Origin of the sequence: Neorhizobium huautlense, assembly GCF_030811685.1 — a bacterium.
Classification (GTDB): domain Bacteria; phylum Pseudomonadota; class Alphaproteobacteria; order Rhizobiales; family Rhizobiaceae; genus Neorhizobium; species Neorhizobium huautlense_A.
In genome coordinates this window covers 57,982-78,389 of record NZ_JAUSRF010000011.1, presented here as the reverse complement: position 1 = coordinate 78,389, position 20,408 = coordinate 57,982, and the positions used below count along the sequence as shown (strand labels likewise).

Here is a 20,408-nt window from a genome sequence, read left to right as displayed (position 1 = left end):
AATGCTCACCCAAGGATTGTCATGACCCTTTGCGATTTCGTCTCGATTATCGTTGCTCCAGATAGATGGAATGTTCGCGTCGTCGAACAGGGTGTCATGATCGAGCGTGAGTTTCTGACTGAGTCCCACGCCCTTGCATGGGCGTCCGGTCAGCGCATCAGGTTGAACCTGCCGGATTTAACGATCCCATTTCCGGATCAGATGCCGCAGGTCTAGCTGGGCAAAACCTCTGCCACATACCGATTGAGATGCCCAAGGCAACAGCTGCTAACACGTCAGCTATCAACGCGAACGATATTTTTCAAGTACGGAATTTGCACCATGAAAACGACAGTCAAAAGCATAAACATCAGCGGGCCGTTCCAGCTTCCAGGAATGTCACGACCTCATGCCCCAGGCGTTTTCGAGCTGCAGTTCGACGAGGAGCCGATCGATGTCACATGGGAAGCCTACCATACGACGATGACCATGTTCCTGTCATCTGATGGGCTAATCGAGGCGTGGCCTATATCCAAAGAAGAATTTGAGAGAACGTTAGCCCCGCTGATCGTCGCCTGAACAGCTCTGACAGCAGTTTGGTTTGGGCCCAGTTCCGCCTTTCACGATACGGTGTTCGCAAACGTGACCACTCGCGCCAACCTCTAAGCGTCGTCACCCAGAATCAGAACTCCGTCCCCCTATGACCGCAGGAGCAGTCAATGATCGAGTACGAAACCAAGAAGCCGCAGTTCGCCGACGATCGCTCCGCTATATACGAACTCGCGAAAAATACCGACTTGGCGATGACGACGCTGAGCGCATTTATCTGAAGATTGGTGCTTTGGCGACGGAGGAAGAGTTTCTCGCCGAAGCCAAGCTCCCTGCATCGAAAATAACGACGTCGATCGACAAAGTGAGAAAGCCATGAAACCGCTGGCCAATGACGGACAGGTTCTCGAAGTTAAGAACGACCCCAACCTGTCAGAAGTTCCTTCGAGCATCCGAAAATCACGCTACTCAATCAACCAGGTAGCGATTGGCAAGAAGGAGGTCTGCTGCTTCGGATAGCGCTTCAACGTTTGGATCGAGTGGGTGGTGGGTTGCGCGGCAAGCCATAAAGGAGGAGGTTCCGCTGCGACGATCGATGCAGCGGGGCGAAGCAGTACCAGAAAATTCCCCACCTAGCAGCAGGCGCCGAAAGCGGTTGTGCGGCGCCCGACTTCGCCAAGGAACGCATAGGCTTCCACCGACCAGCAGCATCAGGGACGAAAGCCTCCACTTCTTCGGCAGCGCCGCTGTAGCGGTAGACAAGTGGGCCGACAGCGAGTTCGCACCTGAGGCAAAGCTTCCACGTACCAAGCACCAGATGGAGAAACAACGCCGAGAAGTCCGCCCTAAGTGTCGCGATACGTCAAGCAAGGTAACTAACGAGGCAAGCATTTTGTGTCCGATATCGGACAATAAAAGGTCTATCGGCATGCCAGCAAGCAGGCGGATGTAAATCTTTTGGGGTCGCAGTGAGCCAGAAAGGCGAGATTTGTCAGCGGTTTTACGCTTATCTGGGCAAGCAGCAGTTCGTTGCGCCGCGTTTGGACGGTATCGGCCATATGTTCGTGTACCTATATTGTGATAAATATAAAACAGTGTTACAAAATCTGCACCGCCCCACAATTAAAGTCGAGCGTACGCGAGATCTAACCGCTTCAATTGCGCCGCTTGTTCGTGGTGTGGTCGAGCATGGCTGGGAGCCGAAGATGCAGGCCTTACTCGTCGACCCACACGCCGTGGTCCAAGCCTCCAGTCTTTTGGGAGTGATGGCGAACGAAAAACGACTGCACATTCTGGATGTTCTGAGGCAGCATGAAACGTCCGTGGGCTCGCTTGCCGTCCAAGTTGGGTTGAGCCAGTCTGCTCTTTCTCAGCATCTTGGAAAGCTCCGTGGAGCACGGCTCGTCACCACACGACGAGATGCCCAAACAATTTTCTACTCCTGCAAGTCGCCCCGGGTCAGGTTGCTGCTCAAGGCGCTTTATGAAATTTATGGGGTCGAAGATCTGCCGCAGGAGCTCTCCTTGCTCGAAGCTGAAACGCTCCAGGTAGATCTGGCCGCGCTTGCAAGCACGTGAGCATCATGCAGATTTCAGTGAAACCACAATGAGCATCATTGCTGTTCGGTTTTCGCTCCGCTGGAAGGTGCCGGTGCACGTCGGTGAAGACGCTCTCCTAACGAGGACGGTTAGAGGACCGGCTGACGCTCTGAGGCACTTAAAGACATTCAGCTATAAGTCCGGACACAATTACTGGCGTGCCCATGACCTTTGCCAGCTTGCTTTAACGGGCAGTGTTCATTCAGAAATGTGCCGTAAGCCCTTTATCGCCGCCTGCGCTGACGAAGACGCACACCGCTCACAAGACGATTAATTTGATCCATTGCTCAGAATGGGCCAATAAGCTTTCGGTATTCGTCCTCCGCCGGACCGTAAGCGCCACCGGCAAAGCCTTCCAGACCGGGCCGATTATGAATGGTTATTTCATTTCGCTTTGCTTCAATGAGGTGCAAGCCTTCCAGAACATGCAAGGCAGTGGTGATACTTTGTCGCCTGACGGCAAGCATCACAGATAGAAACTCGTGTGTCAGCACGATTTTCTCACCGTCGGTTCTATCGTGACACATCAATAGCCAACGAGCGAGGCGTTGCTCGATTTTGTCCGTTGCGTTTGAAAGCGCTGTATAGGATGCCTGGACAGACATCACCTGTGCAAATCGCAGAAGCAGCGATCTCAGCCGGTAGTTTCCTTCAACGGCGTGGGACAGTCGGATACTGCGAATTCTGTAACCACGCCCCGAGGTTTGCATAAACGTCGAGTATGGTGTCGTCGGCGCGTCCATGATCATTGATGTTGGTGACATCCCTTCATAGCCAAAAATGCCGATCTCTGCCTTTCGGCCGCCTGTCACCTCAGCGACAATGGATCCAAGGCCGGACTCTAAGAAGTAGCAATAGTCGGTGATCATGCCTGGTGCCGACATTTGATAAAGTCGGGGCAGCTCAATCTCTTCAAGATAGGGAATAAGACCCGCGAAATCACTCGGGCTCAGCGCGCGAAGGATACGATTTCGAGTGGCTGTTTGCGAAAGAATGCCCATTCTCTTAACCTCAGTGAGGGCAAGAGCAATGATTTTCTCCTAGCCGTACGCGCCATGAAGTTGCGAACGATGTCTCATTGTCAGCTTCTGTCGTGGCTTATGTATGTTCAGCAAATTGGCCTGACACAAGGGCCACGGGGCGTCTGTCCGAAACAGGACTTTTCTTAAACGACTAGCATATCAAACGAAGCCTTCAATATTCGTGACGACATTTTCTACCCAAGGGCGAAGTCGTAACCCAGGATGTTATCGCGTGCTTCTGAAGCGCTTTGTTTCACGACTGTTCATGAAAAATTCTGATCACCACACAATAGATTAGCATGCTCTAATATTTCTGTATGGCTGCTGGCCTGCGAAGGATCGCTTGTCGTAAACTCAGGAATTCTGTCCGATATCGGACACCCTCGCAGTTTTCGCTCCGAAGGCCTGGAAACGCAAGGGACAGATAGCACTTGATTTTGCGGTGAGCAAAGGCCCTTCACCTAAGGTCTTGAAGGGGTATGAACCGACGGCCCGCTAATGGGACCCATTTGACAACAATGGCTTGAACGCCACGATAGCCAACTTTGTAAGCGGTCAACTATTGGAGCAAGCCGTGCGGAGGATGTCACGACTGGTTTTGCAGCTCGCTGAAAGGCAAAGATGCCTTGCATCTTAGACCAGCAGTATAATAGTCGATAGTTACAGTGCTTCCTGCGCCCAGGCCTGCCATGATCAGCCGGGAGCCGGCGCCGCGCCGACTTGGCTGTGCGACTGGCGGTCCTCCATTTTCCTGCCAAACTAGCTCGAAGACGGAGTGAGGGTCGTCTGAAACCGCCCAACTGATTTCTACCGTTCCACCTTCGTTCGACAAAGCGCCGTACTTGGCCGCGTTTGTCCCCAGCTCGTGGAGAATAAGCGAGAGCGAAAGTGCTGATCGTGGCGCGATATCAAATGCCGGCCCAGAGATCTTCAAACGACCGGGATCATAGAGAGCCAACGTGCTTCGGACGAAGTCCGAAATCATAGCTTGGCCAGCAGGCCCATGTATCAGCATGTCATGCGCTTTTGCCAAGGCGGTAATGCGACCATTCAAGACGTCCGACAACGCTGCCACGTCGGTCGTGGATCTCAACGTCTGGGAAACAATTGCTTGGACCAAGGCAAGCTGGTTTTTCATGCGGTGGGCAAGTTCGAAGCTCATCTCTCGCTGATAGGCTTCGTTTTCGAGGAGCAGGACATTCTCCTGCTCCTTTTTCGCCGCCAGTACTGCGAGCGCTTGCCGCTCTTGCCGCAGTGAAATCGACGTCACGCTGATCGTGTGGATGATGAAAATGTCAACGCTGACGATAAAGGCATAAAACAAGAGAGCCAGCACCGATCCCGGGGTCAGTTCGAATGTATAAGCCGGCGCAATAAAGAAATACCACGATGCCAAGCCGCTCAGTGTTGCGTTGACGACGCCGGGCCACAGACCGCAGACGAGTGTCGCGATAATGACCGCCGGAAAGAATGTCAGGTACGGAAATCCCGATGGCAGCTCGTCGTTAACAAGCAACCTTACCAATAACGCTACCGCGAACAGCCCCAACGACAAGGTCCAGCGGAAGGTGGCCGAGCGCTCGCGCGTTACAAGTTCTTGTAGGCGAACAATCAACGACCGCGATCTTGTGGTATTGCTCACGGTCATTGCACAACAAAAAACAAAGATGTTTTTCCTTTAGAACGCAAAAGAGCCAACAAACCGTTAGGCGTTTCGGGAGCTGTTTCTACCTCAACGGGCAACCGCAACGGTTCAGACGTCACGGGCAACCACAGCCGTCGGGTCCTGCGACACCCAGTTTCGCCTTTTCTCGCGCAACCATGCAAAAACCTTTACCTAAAAGCTGATGGCGAAAGTCGCCGGAGAGATACGGATTGGTGAGAGTTGTTTTGAGCAGTTAGACTTCTTCATTTTCGCCGCTCTTTTCGCTGCGGCGGATATCTTCCCTCGCCAAATCCTCAGTTTTCGCGCTGGCGATTGCGTTTGCCAGTTTCGCCGCGTCGTAGGGCTTGGACACGACGATCGCACCCTGTTCTCCACGAACGGCCGACGGATCACCGGTGGCGTAGACGATCAACGTTGCAGGTCTCAGAGCCCGAGCCTCGCCAGCCAGCTCCGCCCCTGAAGCACCTGGCAGGTTGAGGTCTGTAACAAGGACATCGACCGCCATCGTCTGGAGCGCGGCCTTTGCTTCCTCAGCGCTTCCCGCCTCGACAACGATCAGTCCAGCGTCCTGAAGCATCTCGGCAGTGTTGATGCGGATGAGAGCGTCATCCTCGACCAGCAAAACCGTCAGCCGACCAATTTTCCCAACTGAAGCTTCCCCAGCCAGGGACTGCTCGACGACCTGCGGCGGCTCTGGTTCGTTTAGACGCTCGACAGATGGCAGCCTTCCTTTCGCATTTGAACGTTGCGCCTGATTAGCCAGCACATGTCGGAATTTTCGGGCTAGCGCTTCGCGCGTGTAAGGTTTCGAGAGGAGCTCGACGCCAGCGTCGAGCTTGCCGCCATGGACGATCGAATTCTCCGTGTATCCCGATGTAAACAGCACGGCGAGGTTCGGCAGTCGCTCTTTCGCCTTGCGCGCCATTTCGGGGCTCTTCAGCGTGCCCGGCATAACGACGTCCGTGAATAAAAGATCAATCGGGATGCCGCTGTCGATGACAGTGAGCGCGCTTGCCGCATCGACCGCCTTAAGCGTCCGGTACCCGAGATCAGTCAGCAGGGCGATGACGGTTTCACGCACCTCCGCGTCGTCCTCAACCACCAGAACCGTTTCGCTTCCACCAACGATTGGACCATTATCAACGGCCACTTCAACGTCTTCGACTTGCAGCGCGCGGGGAAGGTAGAGCTTTATCGTCGTTCCGTGACCGACTTCCGAATAGATCTTCACATGCCCGCCGGATTGTTTAACGAAGCCATAGACCATCGAGAGGCCAAGACCGGACCCTTTGCCTTCGGCCTTAGTGGAGAAGAACGGTTCGAACACCTTCTCGATAATCTCAGACGGCATGCCAGAACCGGTATCGGTTACTGCCATCATCACGTACTGACCGGGAGTAACTTCGTCGTGGGTGCGGGCGTAAGCATCGTCGAGATGAGCATTGGAGAGTTCGATAGTGAGCTTGCCTCTCCCTTCCATTGCATCTCGCGCATTGATCGCAAGATTCAGAAGAGCGTTCTCAATCTGCGTCGGGTCGATGAATGTGTTCCAGAGCCCTCCCCCAACGACGGTCTCAACCTCAATCGCTTCGCCAATAGCGCGACGGATCATATCGTCCATGTCGCGGACGAAACGGCTGATATTGACCACCTTTGGCTCGAGCGCCTGTCGCCGACCAAACGCCAGGAGCTGGCTCGCCAGTTTCGAGCCCCGGGACACGCCTGCCATCGCGTTGGCAATCTTCGCCTCGGCACGTTGGTTGCCCGCCACTTCCTTCGACAGAAGTTGAAGATTGCCGGAGACGACCTGCAGCAGGTTGTTGAAATCGTGCGCCACCCCGCCAGTAAGTTTGCCGACCGTCTCCATTTTCTGCGCCTGAGCCAGCTTGGCTTCAGCCTGGCGGCGGTCGGAAATCTCCGAAATGACCCTCGCTTCGAGGTTTTCGTTCAGCTGTTTCAGCTGCTCCTCAGCCCGTTCCCGGTGGCGAACCTGGCGAGCCAGCGTTTCCGCCTGCTCACGCAGAGCGGCTTCCGCTGCCCGCTGATGTGAAATGTCGGTGTGAACACCGACCCATTCAACGATGTCGCCCTTAGATCCGATGATGGGCAGGGCCCGAATGGCAAATTGACGCCACGCGCCGTCATGGCGGCGCACCCGGTGCTCATGGACATACATCGATTTTTCTGCCACGGCAGCATTCCAGCTCTCCACTGACCCGCCGATGTCGTCGGGATGGACGGCACTCACCCAGCCAAAATCCTGGTACTGATCGAAGCTCTGGCCCGTCAGCGCGGCCCAGCCTGGTTGCTCGCCGATCATTCTTCCGTCTGCACTATTTGTCCACAAAACGCCGTGCACGGCGTTCATTGCCATACGGAAACGGCTGTTGCTGATTTCGAGCTCGGCTTCGCGGACAGCTCGTTCCTCCACATCAATTCCGAGGATGTAGACGCCAGGCACCGAGCCATCGGCCTCAACATGCGGAACGTAGCGGATTTCGAGCCGGCGGACTGGACCGTCACCATGGTGCATATCAGCTTGCGCCGTCACGACCTCCCCGCCAAGAGCACGGTCGATATCGGGCCGTCGGCCCTCGTAGGCCTTCTCGCCGATGACATCGAGAACCGGTCGTCCGATCATATCGTCCGGCCGCGTGCCGAACCAGGTCTCATAAGCGCCGTTCGCGAAGCGGTAGACGTGGTTTCTATCGACATAAGAGATCAGCATAGGCACGGCGTTGGTGACCCGGCGCAGTTCCGCCTCACTGCCAGCAAGGCGCTTCTCGAAATCGACACGGTCACTGTTATCGACGACCGTACACATCACGCCGCCAATCTTACCGTCGGCTTCGTAGACCGGCGTGTAAAACAGATCGAAGATGAACTCCTGTGGGTGACCGTCTCTGACCAGCATCATGCTCTGGTCGTGAAATGAACGAAGCTCGCCGCGAAGGCCGGCCGCGATCATCTCACGGTTCCAATCCCATATTTCTGGCCAGGTCTCGGCGACGTTGCTGCCCAGGGCAGCCGGGTGCTTGTCTGCGACGATCTCCGCATAGATATCGTTGTAGATCATGACGTGCGCCGGCCCCCACATCAAAACCTTTGCAACAGGGGAATTGACGATATTCGCGACCGTCGTCCGCAGTTCGACGGACCATGTGCTTATCGGGCCAAGCGGTGTATTCGACCAATCCTTCTCGCGGATCAGGTGACCGCAGCCACCACCGCCGATCGGCCAGGCCGTCGCAAGCGGCGGCGTATGCCTGGCGCCATCACGCAGCATCCTGAGACCAGATCGGACCACCTCGCTGGCATTGCCATAATCACCTGAAGTCAGGCAATCAGAGATGAACCCCTCGAGCTCGGGGGTCAAAGAGAAATTGCGCGTGAGACGTTTGGCCATGACCGCTCGTCCCATGGAATCAGTTCTGTGTCAACGTGTGTCACACAATGACTTATCTGCCCGTTTTGATCCTGATCTTGGACGCGGGCGCGGACAACCTCCAGGTCAGAATGTCATCCCTGACCGCCATTCGCTGGACCCGGCGAGCGCCGTACCAACAATCCGTTTCAGGACTAGAGATCCAAACCCATTCCCCTTCCGAAAGAAGGTCGGCGTTGCAGATCGCTGTCTCTTCCCACGTCAAGCAGAACGCGCCCTCTGACTGAGGCCCATCATCGTGAACTGCCCCAGTAACACTCACGCTCGAGCGGTGCATGTCCGCGTACTGGACGCGCTTCATGATCAACTCATGCAGCGCCGTTCCGATGTTCAAGACGGCGTTTGCATCGAGAAGCATTTCGGGACCGGAGATCGTAAATTCGCCGGCGGTATTGAATGGCTTCACCTGATGCGAAATCAACGATCGAAGATCAATCAGCATGTCTGTCCCTATATGTGGCGCGGCCGTTTCCGGCCTCCTGAAAAAATTGCGAGCCACACAATAAGCGGCTGTAAAGGCAAGCGGAGGCAATGGTAGGCCCATTGCCAGCTTGATGTTGCCGGAGCCGAGAGACTGTCCGCCGCATGTTTCAGGTTGGCCGGGAAAACTAGAATTGCGTATAGCGCCAGGGCCGTCCCCGCATACCGTCGGGTCTGAGGAATAAGCAGACCGATCGCACCTGCGATTTCGCAAACTCCCGTCAGCATGATGACATCCGGGGCGTCAGGCACCCAGTCGGGAGTGATGCTTAGAAAGGGCGCCGGGAACACAAGATGCAGGAAGCCCGCAACACCGTAGAAGGCAAACAGGCCGAGCCGACAGCGCTTGCGCCAAATTTCAACGTTCGACATCCGCTGCAATCCGTTTTTCGATCGTTTTACGGACTGCTGCCAGGTTGGACTTGTGACCAGCAACCTTTTTGATCGCTTCGATGGCAAGATCGCTGGCGACGTAATCCGACTTGTGGCCGAGATTGCGAACGACCACCAATATCGCCCCAGAAATGTCGCGCGACAGATGACGTGCATGCACATCTGGCGAGACGATCTTGTCGGCATCGCCGGTGATGATCACGGTCGGGGCCTTGATACTTTTATAATGGACGCTAGCGGTCTTCGCCCAGTTGCTGAGGCCAGCAACCTCCATCGCATTGTGGCGGAAAGCAGCCGGACGCAGAGCCTGAACGGCTTTTGTCTCTCCAACATAGTTTGCAGGTCTCTGGTTTGGCCAGAACACCGCTTTTGTGGCGCGATCGATTGCCAGAAGCCCGACGGGTGGGGCGACGAATGTGCTGAACAATGATCCGGTTACCGGAACGGCTGCAGCGCCATAATACCATGCCACACCTCCCTCCCACGGGTAGACCGCAGGTGACTGGAAAACCAGCCCCGCCACATTTTCCGGATGCCGCACGGCGAGTGCCGCAGCGATGGCTCCGCCAAACGAATGCCCGACAATGATCGCCTTGCCGATTCCGCGCTTTTTCATAAGGCGAGCAATGGTGTCGGCCTGCTCATCAGGCAGGATCATCTGTGGGTTGCCGGCATCGGACGCACCATGGCCCGGTCGGTCGACAAAGAGCAGGTCAGCCCTGCCCTCCAGCTTTGCTCGAAACGAAAACATCGGATCGTAAAGACTGGTGCTGGCGCCGTGGATAAAAACGATCGGTGGCAGGTCAGGCTTACGACTGGCATTGATCAGGATGCTGTTGAGCTTGACCCCGCCGACATCCAGACGCACCGGACGGGGTTCATCGGCACGCGCAACAGCGCTGCTTGGAAAAGCGGCAAACATGAGAACGACAATGGCGGAAAACAGTCGGGCAAAGTTGTACGGCATGAAACCTCTGAAATATCCTAGTCTCCAAAGGCCAGTACGTACGGCTGAGCTAATTGGTTTCACATGACCACGATGGGCCTTGCACACTTAGGAGACCAGCTTCTGGGCGTTCACCCATCGCCGCCAACCACGCATATCTTGATGGCTACCTTTCCTCTCGCTATGCTTTTCAGCGCTTCCAATCAAAGAGGATAAGATGGCAACTGGTACCGTAAAATTTTTCGCTCAGGACAAGGGCTTCGGCTTCATCACTCCGGACAATGGTGGACCGGATGTATTCGTCCACATCTCGGCTGTCGGTTTCGGCGCTTCGCTGAGCGACGGCCTGAAGGTCAGCTACGATGTGGGCCAAGACCGAAAGACAGGAAAGTCAAAGGCTGAGAACGTCAGCGTCCTCTGAAATCATACTCCCGATCTCGCCGTAACGGCGAGATCGGGCCCCTTGGTCGCCTCGGCTTGATGGGATTAGAACCGTTAACCCGGTAGATTTATGTATAGCGCAGCCAGATTAGACAACCGGTCGAGAACATCTCAGTGAGTTAGACAGCCCAGTCTTCGACGCGTAAGCCTGCCACGCGATCAAACTCGCGGCGGTTGTTTGTGACGACGATCAATCCGCGCGAGCGAGCGTGTCCTGCGATCAATTGATCATATGGACCAATGGGCGTTCCGTTTCGTGCGAGTTCAGCACGCAACTGGCCAGTATGGGTCGCTGCTATCTCGTCATAAGTTAGCACTTCTAGACGTGCGGCGAACCCCTCAACGACGGCCAAGTTGCGTTCTGGGCTAGCCGATTTCTCTGCTCCATATATCAGCTCCATCAGGCTGACTGAACTCATACAAAGCTGACCGTGGTGGCGATTGAACGCTTCTCGCACGTGCTCTGGTTTGTTCTTGATGGTGAATATGCAGATGTTGGTGTCCAGCATATATTTCAACATCAGAATGCCTCGCGCTCCTGCAACGCAGGCTGATCACGCTCACTCATAAAGTCGGCGGTCGCAGCGGTGCCATCAAACCAGCTATCCCAGACCTCGCCGACGGGGGCAATAATTCGAGTACGCCCAACCGCGACGATATCGACACGCTTCACATCATCCGGAAGAGCGACTGCCTTTGGTAGCCGGATAGCCTGGCTACGATTACTCTGGAATACCGCACCTTGCTCCATGACATACTCCTCTGGCATCTACAGATGGGATATGCCAAAAATTAATACGCAGCCAAGGATATGTCAATGGGGTATACATTGGAATGTGATAGACTTGCGTTGAGCTCTTGAAAAGATTCGAACCCACGACCCCGGTGTTTCCACCAACCGGGGTAACGTTATCAACACGTTAGAGATCCGAGCGGCGAAAACCCTCAATGCCTCGGCCTTGTTTGAAGTGACGCGAACTTATGACTGATGACCTCGAAGCATTCGCCTTTCGACTGCTCGAGCCGTTACTTTCTTGGATATGCCGACCGCAGCTCCTCGATGGTCGCCTTGAAAATTCCAAGCGTCTCAAACTTCTTCAGTATCTCTTCCGTCGACCGGGCATCCTCGTACACGACCGTCTCCGCCATACTCTCATTCAAGACCTCTTGGATATAGAAACCAATTGGATGCTGGTCTTCGAAGAAGCTTCCGCGAAACGTCGAAATCCACGCAAGGAAGAGAGCGAGAGAAACGTCGGTCTTGTAGACATGAATTCCGCCGGTCACCATTTGTCCATCGACTTTGTGCTCGAATGGAATGCCCGCCAGCTTGGAATGCGGAAAGTCCAGATACGGCGATAGTAGGATGACGACATTCTGGTCCAAGAGGAAAATACCGTCCAACGGCAGAGTCCCATTGGCCTCTATGAACTCCATGAGTTCAAGTAGGATCGATTGCCATTTTGCGGTTGTCTCGACCGAAAGCAGGAAATACGGCCGGTAGAAGACATAGTATGTCAACCAGTTCTCAGGTTTCGGTACTGTGACCAGCCGAGAAACGTTCCGCGCCTTGAGGGAGCGAAAATACCGCGCCTTCTCCAACTCAGTGGAGACGATCGAGCGGCTCATGGTGGCCTTGACCTCTCCAGCCATGTGGACGCCTTCGATGGAAAAGGTCGAAGGGACATCTCTGCTCCCGAGGAAGGGCTGGGACATGTTCGTGAGGACGACATCGATCTGGCCCGACTTTCGCCGATCGGTATCGCTTTCGGACGCTACAACCTCGCCGGTTCCTGCGGTCAACGCACGCGGAATGTGCCGTTCAAGGAAGTCACGGACCGCGGTTTCAACAGCATTTCCTCGCAGGCCGTAATGCGAGAACCTTTGTCGGGCCAGCTCGAGCTCAAGCTCAAGGATCCGCTGCTGTTGCTTGAAAATTCCGTGAAAATCCAACCTATCCGCTCCGTCTCAACTGCAGTCACCCATGCGGCCAGAATGTCATGCGGTGAGCAAGCCCCAGCCAAGCTGCTCGCCCCATTTAAAATCCCGAGTATCTCCCATTTCGAGGAATACAAACGAGAAGTGATTGATGCTCAATCGTCCCATTCACTGCGGCGGGCGGGAGGCCTTGTTGTTGCCGTGCGCCAAGGCTTTGAGCCTCGCTCTCCACGCCGGATCCCTTCGTCGCTTTTCCCATATGCGACAACCGACGTGACATCCACATTCCGATATTTCTGCGTACTGTCCCAATCCCAATCGAAGCTGACAGTCTCGTTTTTGAAAACGAATTTTCCCGACCAGGCCGCGAGAAACGAATAGCTCTCGCCACCAATAGTGATCACGTGCTGATGCCAAGCCTTCTTGTTTCCTCCGCGGCTCGGCGGTCGCGACTTGTCTTTTAGGTAGACGCCATAGTGTTCGATCTCGGCCTTCTCGACTTTCAAACCAATCTTCTCCGCTTAATTCTTAAACAACCATCACGTTATCAGATCACCACAGCCATTTTTGATCAGGAAAGCCTTCATCGCTTCCGAAACCGGTGGCTCGATATCGAAAATGCCGAACCGGTTTCTGAACCGGTCCCATTGATGGGCAAGTCGTCCCGAGCGGCGAGCAGATGGGCACAACCAAATCCAGTCAAGCCGCCACGGGCGCCCCCTCCCGTTCGGCTGGGCACGGAACGAGCAAGCTCCAACGATCTTTCCACCCTCGTCAGCAAAGAGAAATCCGACGGCATCCGGATCACGTTCAACTGACCATTGAACGAAATCGTAGCCGAGCTCACGTCGGAATAGGCGCGCGCGCTCATAAACCTCCTGCCGTTTCCATTTTGGAGAATGCGCGTCGACCCACACCGCATCGACATCGCGTTCAATTGCCTCGACCAGTCTCCCATGCGGTTTCGGATTGATCACAGCGGCCCAACGGCGGTGCGATTTGCGATGTTCGCGCTCGTCCAGCGGCGAACCCCTGACATAGGTCATAGCGCAGTCAGGGCACGTTACGGATTGTGTCGGAGGTGGCTTGCGATACCTAGGCGCGTAGACAGACAGGCTCAACGGCACCCCGTCATCATCGGTTTGGTACTCGATCCTGTAGCCAGCTTCCGTCCTGATCTTGGCGAGCTGCATTCCTCTCCAAGAACGGTGAGGAGCGACAATGGAGACTGGCGCCGTGCGATGGCGATTGTCGTCGTAGAAGTGTACGGAGATTTCCTCGTCCGTAAGGTACGACCGCCCAGCAATGCTATTTTTGAGGCGATTGCATAAAGATGACACGTCGATCCTGAAGCCGAGCCGTTCGAGCCAGATAAGGACTGCCGCGGCATCCGTGGCCGCGACCTTGCGAAACCCCGTCACATCGTCAGTCCGACGTTGTGGGCGAGGATAAACACTCCTGTGCGGGATTTCGAGTAAACGCGCGACTTCCGCGGGATCGACAACCGCTGGCGGATCAGTACGCCTGTCCAGCGCAAACAGAATATCTTCAAATTCCGTGTCAGACACCCATCCGCTTTCGACGAGACTATCCTCGATGCTCCGAGGAATGACGGATGACTTCGGTAGAGGACCCTGCAGCGCTCGCCACAATGCCTCGATCTTCTCCGGCTCCATCTCCACCCTCACCCCCTTATCGGCGTCTTATCACGGATCCAATTGCTCACGTTTAGCTTTCGGCATCCCGATGCTCAAGCGCGACCTCCATAGGACGCGCCTCATGCTCAGTTCTTGTTGGAAGTTGACCGTAATTAAAACGAATCAATTGATTGCCGTTTTCGCCCGAGTAGGTTGAATTCAGTCGAGGAATTATTTTAAACTGGGCCAAGCGTATTATGAACCAAGTTGCCCCCCCGAAAACTGTATTGCAAACAATACTTGAATGGTCGCAAACCCGTCCAATGTGGCAAAGAGATGCCCTACGGCGGATCGTCACGACCGGGACCCTCGACGCTGCAGGGATTTCAGACGTCCTCGCGCTTTGCAAAAAAGAACACGGCGAACCAGATGTCGAAATCGTAGCGGCAGCTCTCGAGGCCGCGCATTTGCCGGCGAACCCCGGCAACGGCGCCGCAATCGCATTGGCAAGCCTTAGCGACATTCTCGGCGTCAACCAACTTGCACCAAAGCAGACCCTCCCATTTGAGCATCACGGCTTGACTATTGTGTATGGACCCAATGGCGCCGGGAAGTCAGGCTATGGGCGGGTTCTAAAGCGTGCCTGTGGCGCGAGGAAAGCCGGAGAAATCATGCCGGATGCGTTCGCTCCTCCAGCTGGTGGCAAGGCGACAGCAAACTTCACAGTTCTTCGTGACGGCATTGCGCAACCTGTCCTTCCCTGGGTGGACGATTCCATCCCCCATCCAGTCCTTTCGGCGGTCAGCGTCTTCGATCGCGACTGCGGAGCGGTCCACATCCAGGACAAGACCGAGGTCGCGTTCCGACCTTTCGGTCTCGATATTCCGGATGATCTCGCAGCGGCTTGCACTGAGCTAAAGTCTCGCCTGCAAACTGAAGAAAATCAGCTGAAGGCTCTGCGTAACCCGGTCTTTGAGAAGCCGACTTGGGGACCGACCACCGCTGTCGGTCGCATAATGTCGGGTCTGAAACACAATACGAAGCTTGAGCCGCTGGCGGCACTCGCATCGATGAGCGATGCCGAACAAGCTCGCCTGCAGCAGCTCGCAGAGGACCTCGCAAAAAGTCCGGTGGAAGCAGCGGCTGAGCAACGACAGTTTGCCGACGGAGTCGCCAAGGTTCTACGGTTTCTTAAAAAGGTCGAAGAGGCGTTTTCTAACGAAGCTCTGGAAGCGCTAAAGGCACTCGCTGTTGATGCGAGGCTCAAGCGCACAGCAGCCACGGTTGCTGCGGAAGTTGCTTTTCGCGACGCAGCCCTACCAGGGGTCGGCGCCGAAGTTTGGCGGACACTTTGGGAGGCCGCCCGACACTACTCAGATCACATCGAGCACCAGTTTCCTCCAAGTGCGGGTGAAACATGCGTGCTGTGCCATCAAGAGCTAACCGCAGAAGCGGAGACACGTGTGCGAGGGTTCGAGGATTTCGTCCGGGACGATACGGACAAGCAGGCAGGTGCTGCGGAAGCGAGCTATGCAGCAGCGTTTTCAGAATTCAAAAACCGACGGCTCGACATTCGGCTCATCGGCGAGGTTCGGCGGCGCATAGCAATTCAACAACCTCGCCTTGCTCGGAACATTCTTCGATTCATGGCGGCGGCTGATTTGCGCAGACAGCAATGCCTGAGAGATCTGCCCAGTGACGGTGCGATGGCTTTGTCACCGGCTTTGCAGTTACCTGATGTAGATTTGACCGCCTTCGAAAATGACGTCCGGGCATACTCGCTCCAGCTTGAAGCCGCGGCCGACGTCAACGGACGAAAGATACTGCAAGCAGAGTATGATGACCTGAGAGACCGTGCGACAGCAATCGAGTTGCATGAGATCGCAGCTACCGAAGTAGAGCGGCTGGTCAAACTTGAAAGGGTTGCAAAATGCTTGGCTCAGACGGCGACAGCAGCCATCACCAAGCTTGGCAATCAGTTAGCCGACGAAATCATTACGCCGCGCATGCGCGACCGCTTCCAGGCTGAAATCGTCCGGTTAGCAGCGGAGAGAGTTCGGGTAGAAATTGTAAGGTCGGGCGGCCAGTATGGCTCACCGAATTATCAGATCCGCCTTTTTGCCAATGCGAAGACAAAGTTGCATCTGGTACTCAGCGAAGGCGAGCAGACCTGCGTGGCGTTGGCGGCGTTCTTGACTGAGTTGGCAACTGCGACCCACAAGTCGGCCCTCATTTTCGACGATCCGGTGACCTCGCTGGATCATCGGTGGCGCCGGAAAGTGGCTCAACGCCTTGTCGAAGAGGCAAAGGAGCGGCAGATCATCGTCTTCACGCACGACTTGGTCTTCGTGAACGATTTGAATGATAGCGCCCAGCGGCAGGCGATACCGAGCAAGCTTGCAAATCTATCTCGTGGGCCGGATGGAACCGGCATCGTTGGCGACGGCCTGCCTTGGGATCATGCCGGTGTCAAAGCCAGAATTGATCGTCTTGAAAAAGACCAGCGGGCAGCGAAGGTTCTGTACGACGCCAATGACGAAGACGCCTACCGCAGCGCCGCGTTGAGGATCTACGGCTTCATGCGGGCGACATGGGAGCGTGCTCTGGAGGAGATCGTCTTCGCAGGCGTTCTGATCCGCCATAGGGACTACATCGATACGAAGAACCTGAAGAAGGTTTCCGCGCTTGCGGAAGCAGACGCCGAATCGTTTCGAGCCGCCTTCAAGAAATGCAGCGACATTATCGAAGCGCATGACCCATCCCGTGTACGCAACGAGGAGCCACCGGCGCCGGCTGAAATCCAGCAGGACATCGCGGATCTTAAGGATTGGACGGAGGCGCTGCGAGCGCGTCAGAAGGCCATTGTCTGAAGCACTTTCAACATGCGGAGGTATATCTGGAGCAAGATCGTTGGTAGTTCGTTTGGCGACCTTGCAATGCAATAGTGCATAACATCGACCTTCGGCAAAACCTGATGGCACCAATGATTCCGTACTGAGGCGAAAATGATGCTTCGCTTCCGTCATGACCAAACGGCTCCCCTCCGCCGAACATGCCGACACGCTCTCGCTGAAAGCGCTGCGCAGTTTGGTGAGTGGCCTTGTCGACCGGGAGGAGATATTGCGGATCAATCCGCGGGCCGGATCACCCTTCAAGGGCAACAGAAGCTGTTACATCCGCGACCTGGCGCTGGTGGCCGAGAACTTGCGGTACCGTCGCGAATGCTGGATCACTCCGATTGGAAAGACGATGCTGGCGCCAATGCCTGCGCGCGTGGCCGGCAGTTATGGCGGCAACCTCAGGCGGCTCTGACTGATGCTGCATGCGCAGGGTCAGGTCACGACGCGGCGATTGGCGACCTTGCTGAACGATATCGACGTCGCGAAGCGTCAGGCGTTGAGGCTTCTGACCAGAGGAATGGACGGCTGACTGCCGAGGATTCGGCGGTACTGCATGTGGGCTTGGTGTCGTCCGATTACCTGAGTGTGGACGACCCCGGTGCGCGGCATTTCCATAAGTCTGCTGATGTGATTTCAAACCGCGCTGACCGGCAGCTCGTCTCTAACATTGGCGACAAGTGAAAATCGGGGGGTATATTGGCATCCGCAAAGACGTTATCGATCGCAGAGATCGCAATCATAAAGGGGATGTTGAACCTCGACCCGCAGCCCACCAACCAGGCAATCCTTGCGCATTTCACGCGCCCAGATCGTGACCTAAATCACCGATTGATAGCTCAGATCCGTGATGGCTACCTTCACGCGGCGGTATCCGCTGCATCTGAAGCGGCGGTTCAGACCTACATGCGCGTGAGCCGATCCCGGCCGCATTTCGATGCCGCTATATTCCTGTCTCATCCCGGAGGGACAACACCAGCACAAAACGGTGCAAGATATCTGCACCTTGATTGGTGGCCAGTCGGTCAGGGGTTGTTTTCGACCGGTGCAATTGTGACGGAGAACGGCCGGCGCTTCAACTGGACTTATGATTGCGGCACCACATCCTCAGATCTTTTGCTTATGGATGCGATAAGCAGCGCCCATCAGCAACGCTGGTTGCTCGGCCTCTCCGCAATCGATCTTGCTGTTCTCTCGCACTTCGACAAGGATCATATCAGCGGCTTTTCGCGACTAGTGCGGTCGGCTTCGATCAGAGTGATTCTCCTTCCGTATCTCACGCCTCTCCAGCGGCTTGTCCTTGCGCTTCAGCAAGGACTTTCCGCCGACGACGGCGAGTTTGGTTTCTACGTTGATCCTGTCGGTTATCTCCAAGGGCTGGATGGAGGGGACATTGGCGAAATAATTTTCGTATTGCCTTCCGGCCCAGACGATAGCCCAACGCCTCCACCTATGGATCCACGTCCAGATCCCGAAGGGCCGGAGGAACTTCCGGTCAAATACCAATACGACGAACCTCCTGAAGAGGCAGACCGCGAACTGTTCGAAATATCAGCCAGCGCAAGAGTGCGGTACCTCAAGCGAGGCGGGACCATATCTGTGCCCTTCTTTTGGGAGTTCTTGCCCTATAACGATGCTTCAATGCTGCCCAAAATCACGAAGACATTCAGATCTCGGGCATCGAAGCTGGTTCAGGACATGCTGAACATGCCCTCTGCACGCGCAAAAACGCTTGCAAAACTCAAGGCCCTCTATGAAACAGTCTTCCGAGGGTCGGTGGACCGTAACATCATATCTCTCTTCGTTTATTCAGGTCCCCTTGATCCGGCGGCGACCTTGAAATGGCTGGGCTCCTCGCAGCCAGTCGGGCTATCTGGGGGGAGCACCAGGTTCGCGCAGATGTACACGGGTGATGGGAGCCTCGGCGCAGGCAGGCAATTGCTCGATTTCGACAACCACTATCGCCCTTATGGTCGGCTCGACCGTGCCGGTATTCTGCAGGTCATGCATCACGGGGCCGAGGGCAATTGGCACGCAGGTCTTGCATCGTTTTTGAACCCCGCAGCAAGTATTTTTTCGTCCGATCCCAACCACAAAGGCTATGGCCACCCACACGCCGCTGTTCTTCGTGACTTCTGGCCATTCCATTCGGTGCAGGTCGACAAAGAGGCCGGACTCCACCTCTTAGGTGTCTTCTAGCGTTACACTTCAATTTGAATGAAAGAAGAAACATGCATTTCGTACATTTTGAGCAGGCGCCACCGAGAAGCTGGGATCAGTTTGAAGAACTGTGTGCAGATGTTTTCCAGGACGAATGGCGCGATACCGGGTTGGTTCGGCATGGAAGATCCGGTCAATCTCAGGACGGGGTTGATATCGTCGGGCGGGATGGTGCCCTCTGGCCGGTAGGCATCCAGTGCAAGAAAAAGTCGACGTGGCCTGTCAAAACACTCACCCGCAAAGATCTGGAGAAAGAGGTCCAGAAGGCAAAGGCATTCAAGCCAGCACTTAAGGCGTTTTACCTTGTGACTACCGCCCCGGACGATGAAGACATTCAAGCGTGTGCTCGTGAGATTTCTGCCAAGCACCAATTGGCAGGTCTATTCAGCGTGGGCGTCATCGGGTGGGGTGAAATTGTCCGGCGCGCAATTCGTCATCCTCACGTCGCCGCAAAGCATTTCGGCGCATATTCCCCTGGGAAGCCCACTCCGCTCCTTGCTAGCTGGCGCGCATCTGCCGCAAAACTGTTGTTGGACGAAGCCGAATTGGAAGTTTCTGTCCGAGAGCTGCTTTATGACTTTCGTGAATTCCCGGCTGGCCGCCTTGCGTTTAGAACGCAAGAAGCAGACGATCTGCTGCTCAAAATCCGATCGCTGCAATCAACCCACTCGAACTCGCTTGAGCGCAGAAAGTCCGTGTTAAAGCATCGCGAACGGCTTTATTCGCACGTCTACGTTGAGGAAAGCGTTGTGATCGGCCTACAGCTTTTCTTCAACCACCCCGACCTGAGCGAGTATGTTCGTGTCCCCTGGGACAAAGATGCTCCCCTGCTCATCCGGTCCTTCATCGAGCAACAACTCGATCCAAACCTTTCCGATATTAAAGGCAAGGAGAAAATTCGCCTGTTTGCACCGCAAGCACTCCCCGAGCCCGCAGGCGGCGATATTGCTGTGTTCATGCCAATCTCTGAGCATAATAGAACAGTGAGGCGCTCTTGGGAGCTGCAAGCTCAATATCCCAAACTTGACGTCGAAAAACTGGATGAGCTCTTCCGGCCTGTCCGTTTTCAGTATGCTATTCCGGCCGTTATGCGGAGGATTGTGAATGGCATCCGTAACGGAATTCCAATTGAAACCTTCGAGCAAGCGAACTGGCTGCAGTTTCATTTATGGAAGGCCACTTACTAGCCCTCGGTTT

20 protein-coding genes are annotated in these 20,408 nt (G+C 55.4%); 9 read left to right on the top strand and 11 right to left on the bottom strand.

What is annotated here, in order from left to right; all coding sequences use genetic code 11:
* Positions 1–21: 21 nt before the first annotated feature.
* The 4 genes from J2T09_RS16915 to J2T09_RS27605 all read left to right on the top strand — a co-directional run bounded on the left by J2T09_RS16915 (position 22) and on the right by J2T09_RS27605 (position 2,400).
* The gene (locus tag J2T09_RS16915; RefSeq protein WP_209018652.1) at positions 22–216 is read left to right on the top strand and encodes a hypothetical protein; all 195 of its coding nucleotides are present in this window, start codon (positions 22–24) and stop codon (positions 214–216) included.
* Positions 217–321: 105 nt separating this feature from the next.
* On the top strand, positions 322–558 hold the full coding sequence (locus tag J2T09_RS16910) for a hypothetical protein (RefSeq protein ID WP_153353623.1): 237 nt from the start codon (positions 322–324) through the stop codon (positions 556–558).
* 1,175 nt (positions 559–1,733) lie between these two features.
* On the top strand, positions 1,734–2,105 hold the full coding sequence (locus J2T09_RS16905) for an ArsR/SmtB family transcription factor (protein ID WP_153353715.1): 372 nt from the start codon (positions 1,734–1,736) through the stop codon (positions 2,103–2,105).
* Between the two features lie 28 nt (positions 2,106–2,133).
* On the top strand, positions 2,134–2,400 hold the full coding sequence (locus J2T09_RS27605; protein WP_373458495.1) for a DUF982 domain-containing protein: 267 nt from the start codon (positions 2,134–2,136) through the stop codon (positions 2,398–2,400).
* 13 nt (positions 2,401–2,413) lie between these two features.
* On the opposite strand, the gene J2T09_RS16900 is transcribed toward J2T09_RS27605, so the two are convergent.
* The 6 genes from J2T09_RS16900 to J2T09_RS16875 all read right to left on the bottom strand — a co-directional run bounded on the left by J2T09_RS16900 (position 2,414) and on the right by J2T09_RS16875 (position 10,099).
* The gene (locus J2T09_RS16900; RefSeq protein ID WP_306836770.1) at positions 2,414–3,127 is read right to left on the bottom strand and encodes a Crp/Fnr family transcriptional regulator; all 714 of its coding nucleotides are present in this window, start codon (positions 3,125–3,127) and stop codon (positions 2,414–2,416) included.
* A 607-nt stretch (positions 3,128–3,734) separates the two neighbouring features.
* A complete protein-coding gene (locus tag J2T09_RS16895) occupies positions 3,735–4,790 on the bottom strand; it encodes an HWE histidine kinase domain-containing protein (protein WP_306836768.1) in 1,056 nt (351 codons plus the stop codon).
* A gap of 256 nt (positions 4,791–5,046) precedes the next feature.
* A complete protein-coding gene (locus J2T09_RS16890; protein ID WP_306836765.1) occupies positions 5,047–8,220 on the bottom strand; it encodes a PAS domain-containing protein in 3,174 nt (1,057 codons plus the stop codon).
* A gap of 52 nt (positions 8,221–8,272) precedes the next feature.
* Positions 8,273–8,701, bottom strand: a complete 429-nt coding sequence (locus J2T09_RS16885) for a hypothetical protein (protein WP_306836763.1) — start codon at positions 8,699–8,701, stop codon at positions 8,273–8,275.
* An 8-nt stretch (positions 8,702–8,709) separates the two neighbouring features.
* Positions 8,710–9,111 carry a DoxX family protein gene (locus J2T09_RS16880; RefSeq protein WP_306836761.1) on the bottom strand — a complete coding sequence of 134 codons (402 nt, stop codon included), beginning with the start codon at positions 9,109–9,111 and terminating at the stop codon, positions 8,710–8,712.
* Complete coding sequence (locus tag J2T09_RS16875) at positions 9,098–10,099, bottom strand: alpha/beta fold hydrolase (protein ID WP_373458493.1); 1,002 nt, start codon at positions 10,097–10,099, stop codon at positions 9,098–9,100. Before J2T09_RS16875 ends, J2T09_RS16880 begins: the two co-directional genes overlap by 14 nt.
* Before the next feature lie 196 nt (positions 10,100–10,295).
* Between J2T09_RS16875 and J2T09_RS16870 the strand changes: the two genes are divergently transcribed.
* On the top strand, positions 10,296–10,499 hold the full coding sequence (locus tag J2T09_RS16870; RefSeq protein ID WP_306836759.1) for a cold-shock protein: 204 nt from the start codon (positions 10,296–10,298) through the stop codon (positions 10,497–10,499).
* Positions 10,500–10,638: 139 nt separating this feature from the next.
* Here J2T09_RS16870 and vapC read toward each other — a convergent pair whose 3' ends face one another.
* The 5 genes from vapC to J2T09_RS16845 all read right to left on the bottom strand — a co-directional run bounded on the left by vapC (position 10,639) and on the right by J2T09_RS16845 (position 14,133).
* On the bottom strand, positions 10,639–11,040 hold the full coding sequence (gene vapC, locus J2T09_RS16865; RefSeq protein ID WP_306836757.1) for a type II toxin-antitoxin system tRNA(fMet)-specific endonuclease VapC: 402 nt from the start codon (positions 11,038–11,040) through the stop codon (positions 10,639–10,641).
* A complete protein-coding gene (vapB, locus tag J2T09_RS16860) occupies positions 11,040–11,270 on the bottom strand; it encodes a type II toxin-antitoxin system VapB family antitoxin (RefSeq protein ID WP_306836756.1) in 231 nt (76 codons plus the stop codon). The genes vapC and vapB overlap by 1 nt, the downstream gene beginning before the upstream one ends.
* A 275-nt stretch (positions 11,271–11,545) precedes the next feature.
* Positions 11,546–12,472 carry a DUF6602 domain-containing protein gene (locus tag J2T09_RS16855; RefSeq protein WP_306836754.1) on the bottom strand — a complete coding sequence of 309 codons (927 nt, stop codon included), beginning with the start codon at positions 12,470–12,472 and terminating at the stop codon, positions 11,546–11,548.
* A gap of 140 nt (positions 12,473–12,612) precedes the next feature.
* Positions 12,613–12,963, bottom strand: coding sequence for a hypothetical protein (locus J2T09_RS16850; RefSeq protein ID WP_306836752.1), 351 nt, complete (start codon positions 12,961–12,963; stop codon positions 12,613–12,615).
* A gap of 33 nt (positions 12,964–12,996) precedes the next feature.
* Complete coding sequence (locus J2T09_RS16845) at positions 12,997–14,133, bottom strand: C2H2-type zinc finger protein (protein ID WP_306836750.1); 1,137 nt, start codon at positions 14,131–14,133, stop codon at positions 12,997–12,999.
* 218 nt (positions 14,134–14,351) lie between these two features.
* On the opposite strand from J2T09_RS16845, the gene J2T09_RS16840 reads away from it, so the two are divergent.
* The 4 genes from J2T09_RS16840 to J2T09_RS16825 all read left to right on the top strand — a co-directional run bounded on the left by J2T09_RS16840 (position 14,352) and on the right by J2T09_RS16825 (position 20,398).
* The gene (locus J2T09_RS16840; protein ID WP_306836747.1) at positions 14,352–16,964 is read left to right on the top strand and encodes an AAA family ATPase; all 2,613 of its coding nucleotides are present in this window, start codon (positions 14,352–14,354) and stop codon (positions 16,962–16,964) included.
* A 154-nt stretch (positions 16,965–17,118) separates the two neighbouring features.
* Positions 17,119–17,406, top strand: coding sequence for a hypothetical protein (locus J2T09_RS16835; RefSeq protein WP_306836745.1), 288 nt, complete (start codon positions 17,119–17,121; stop codon positions 17,404–17,406).
* A gap of 284 nt (positions 17,407–17,690) precedes the next feature.
* Positions 17,691–19,190, top strand: coding sequence for a hypothetical protein (locus tag J2T09_RS16830; protein ID WP_306836743.1), 1,500 nt, complete (start codon positions 17,691–17,693; stop codon positions 19,188–19,190).
* Between the two features lie 32 nt (positions 19,191–19,222).
* Positions 19,223–20,398 carry a hypothetical protein gene (locus J2T09_RS16825; RefSeq protein WP_306836741.1) on the top strand — a complete coding sequence of 392 codons (1,176 nt, stop codon included), beginning with the start codon at positions 19,223–19,225 and terminating at the stop codon, positions 20,396–20,398.
* Positions 20,399–20,408 lie beyond the last annotated feature (10 nt).

Coding starts and splice junctions, on each gene's coding strand:
- J2T09_RS16915 (WP_209018652.1), top strand. CDS start 22: ATGACCCTTTGCGATTTCGTCTCGATTATCGTTGCTCCAGATAGATGG.
- J2T09_RS16910 (WP_153353623.1), top strand. CDS start 322: ATGAAAACGACAGTCAAAAGCATAAACATCAGCGGGCCGTTCCAGCTT.
- J2T09_RS16905 (WP_153353715.1), top strand. CDS start 1,734: ATGCAGGCCTTACTCGTCGACCCACACGCCGTGGTCCAAGCCTCCAGT.
- J2T09_RS27605 (WP_373458495.1), top strand. CDS start 2,134: ATGAGCATCATTGCTGTTCGGTTTTCGCTCCGCTGGAAGGTGCCGGTG.
- J2T09_RS16900 (WP_306836770.1), bottom strand. CDS start 3,127: ATGGGCATTCTTTCGCAAACAGCCACTCGAAATCGTATCCTTCGCGCG.
- J2T09_RS16890 (WP_306836765.1), bottom strand. CDS start 8,220: ATGGCCAAACGTCTCACGCGCAATTTCTCTTTGACCCCCGAGCTCGAG.
- J2T09_RS16885 (WP_306836763.1), bottom strand. CDS start 8,701: ATGCTGATTGATCTTCGATCGTTGATTTCGCATCAGGTGAAGCCATTC.
- J2T09_RS16880 (WP_306836761.1), bottom strand. CDS start 9,111: ATGTCGAACGTTGAAATTTGGCGCAAGCGCTGTCGGCTCGGCCTGTTT.
- J2T09_RS16875 (WP_373458493.1), bottom strand. CDS start 10,099: ATGCCGTACAACTTTGCCCGACTGTTTTCCGCCATTGTCGTTCTCATG.
- J2T09_RS16870 (WP_306836759.1), top strand. CDS start 10,296: ATGGCAACTGGTACCGTAAAATTTTTCGCTCAGGACAAGGGCTTCGGC.
- vapC (WP_306836757.1), bottom strand. CDS start 11,040: ATGTTGAAATATATGCTGGACACCAACATCTGCATATTCACCATCAAG.
- vapB (WP_306836756.1), bottom strand. CDS start 11,270: ATGGAGCAAGGTGCGGTATTCCAGAGTAATCGTAGCCAGGCTATCCGG.
- J2T09_RS16845 (WP_306836750.1), bottom strand. CDS start 14,133: ATGGAGCCGGAGAAGATCGAGGCATTGTGGCGAGCGCTGCAGGGTCCT.
- J2T09_RS16840 (WP_306836747.1), top strand. CDS start 14,352: ATGAACCAAGTTGCCCCCCCGAAAACTGTATTGCAAACAATACTTGAA.
- J2T09_RS16835 (WP_306836745.1), top strand. CDS start 17,119: ATGACCAAACGGCTCCCCTCCGCCGAACATGCCGACACGCTCTCGCTG.
- J2T09_RS16825 (WP_306836741.1), top strand. CDS start 19,223: ATGCATTTCGTACATTTTGAGCAGGCGCCACCGAGAAGCTGGGATCAG.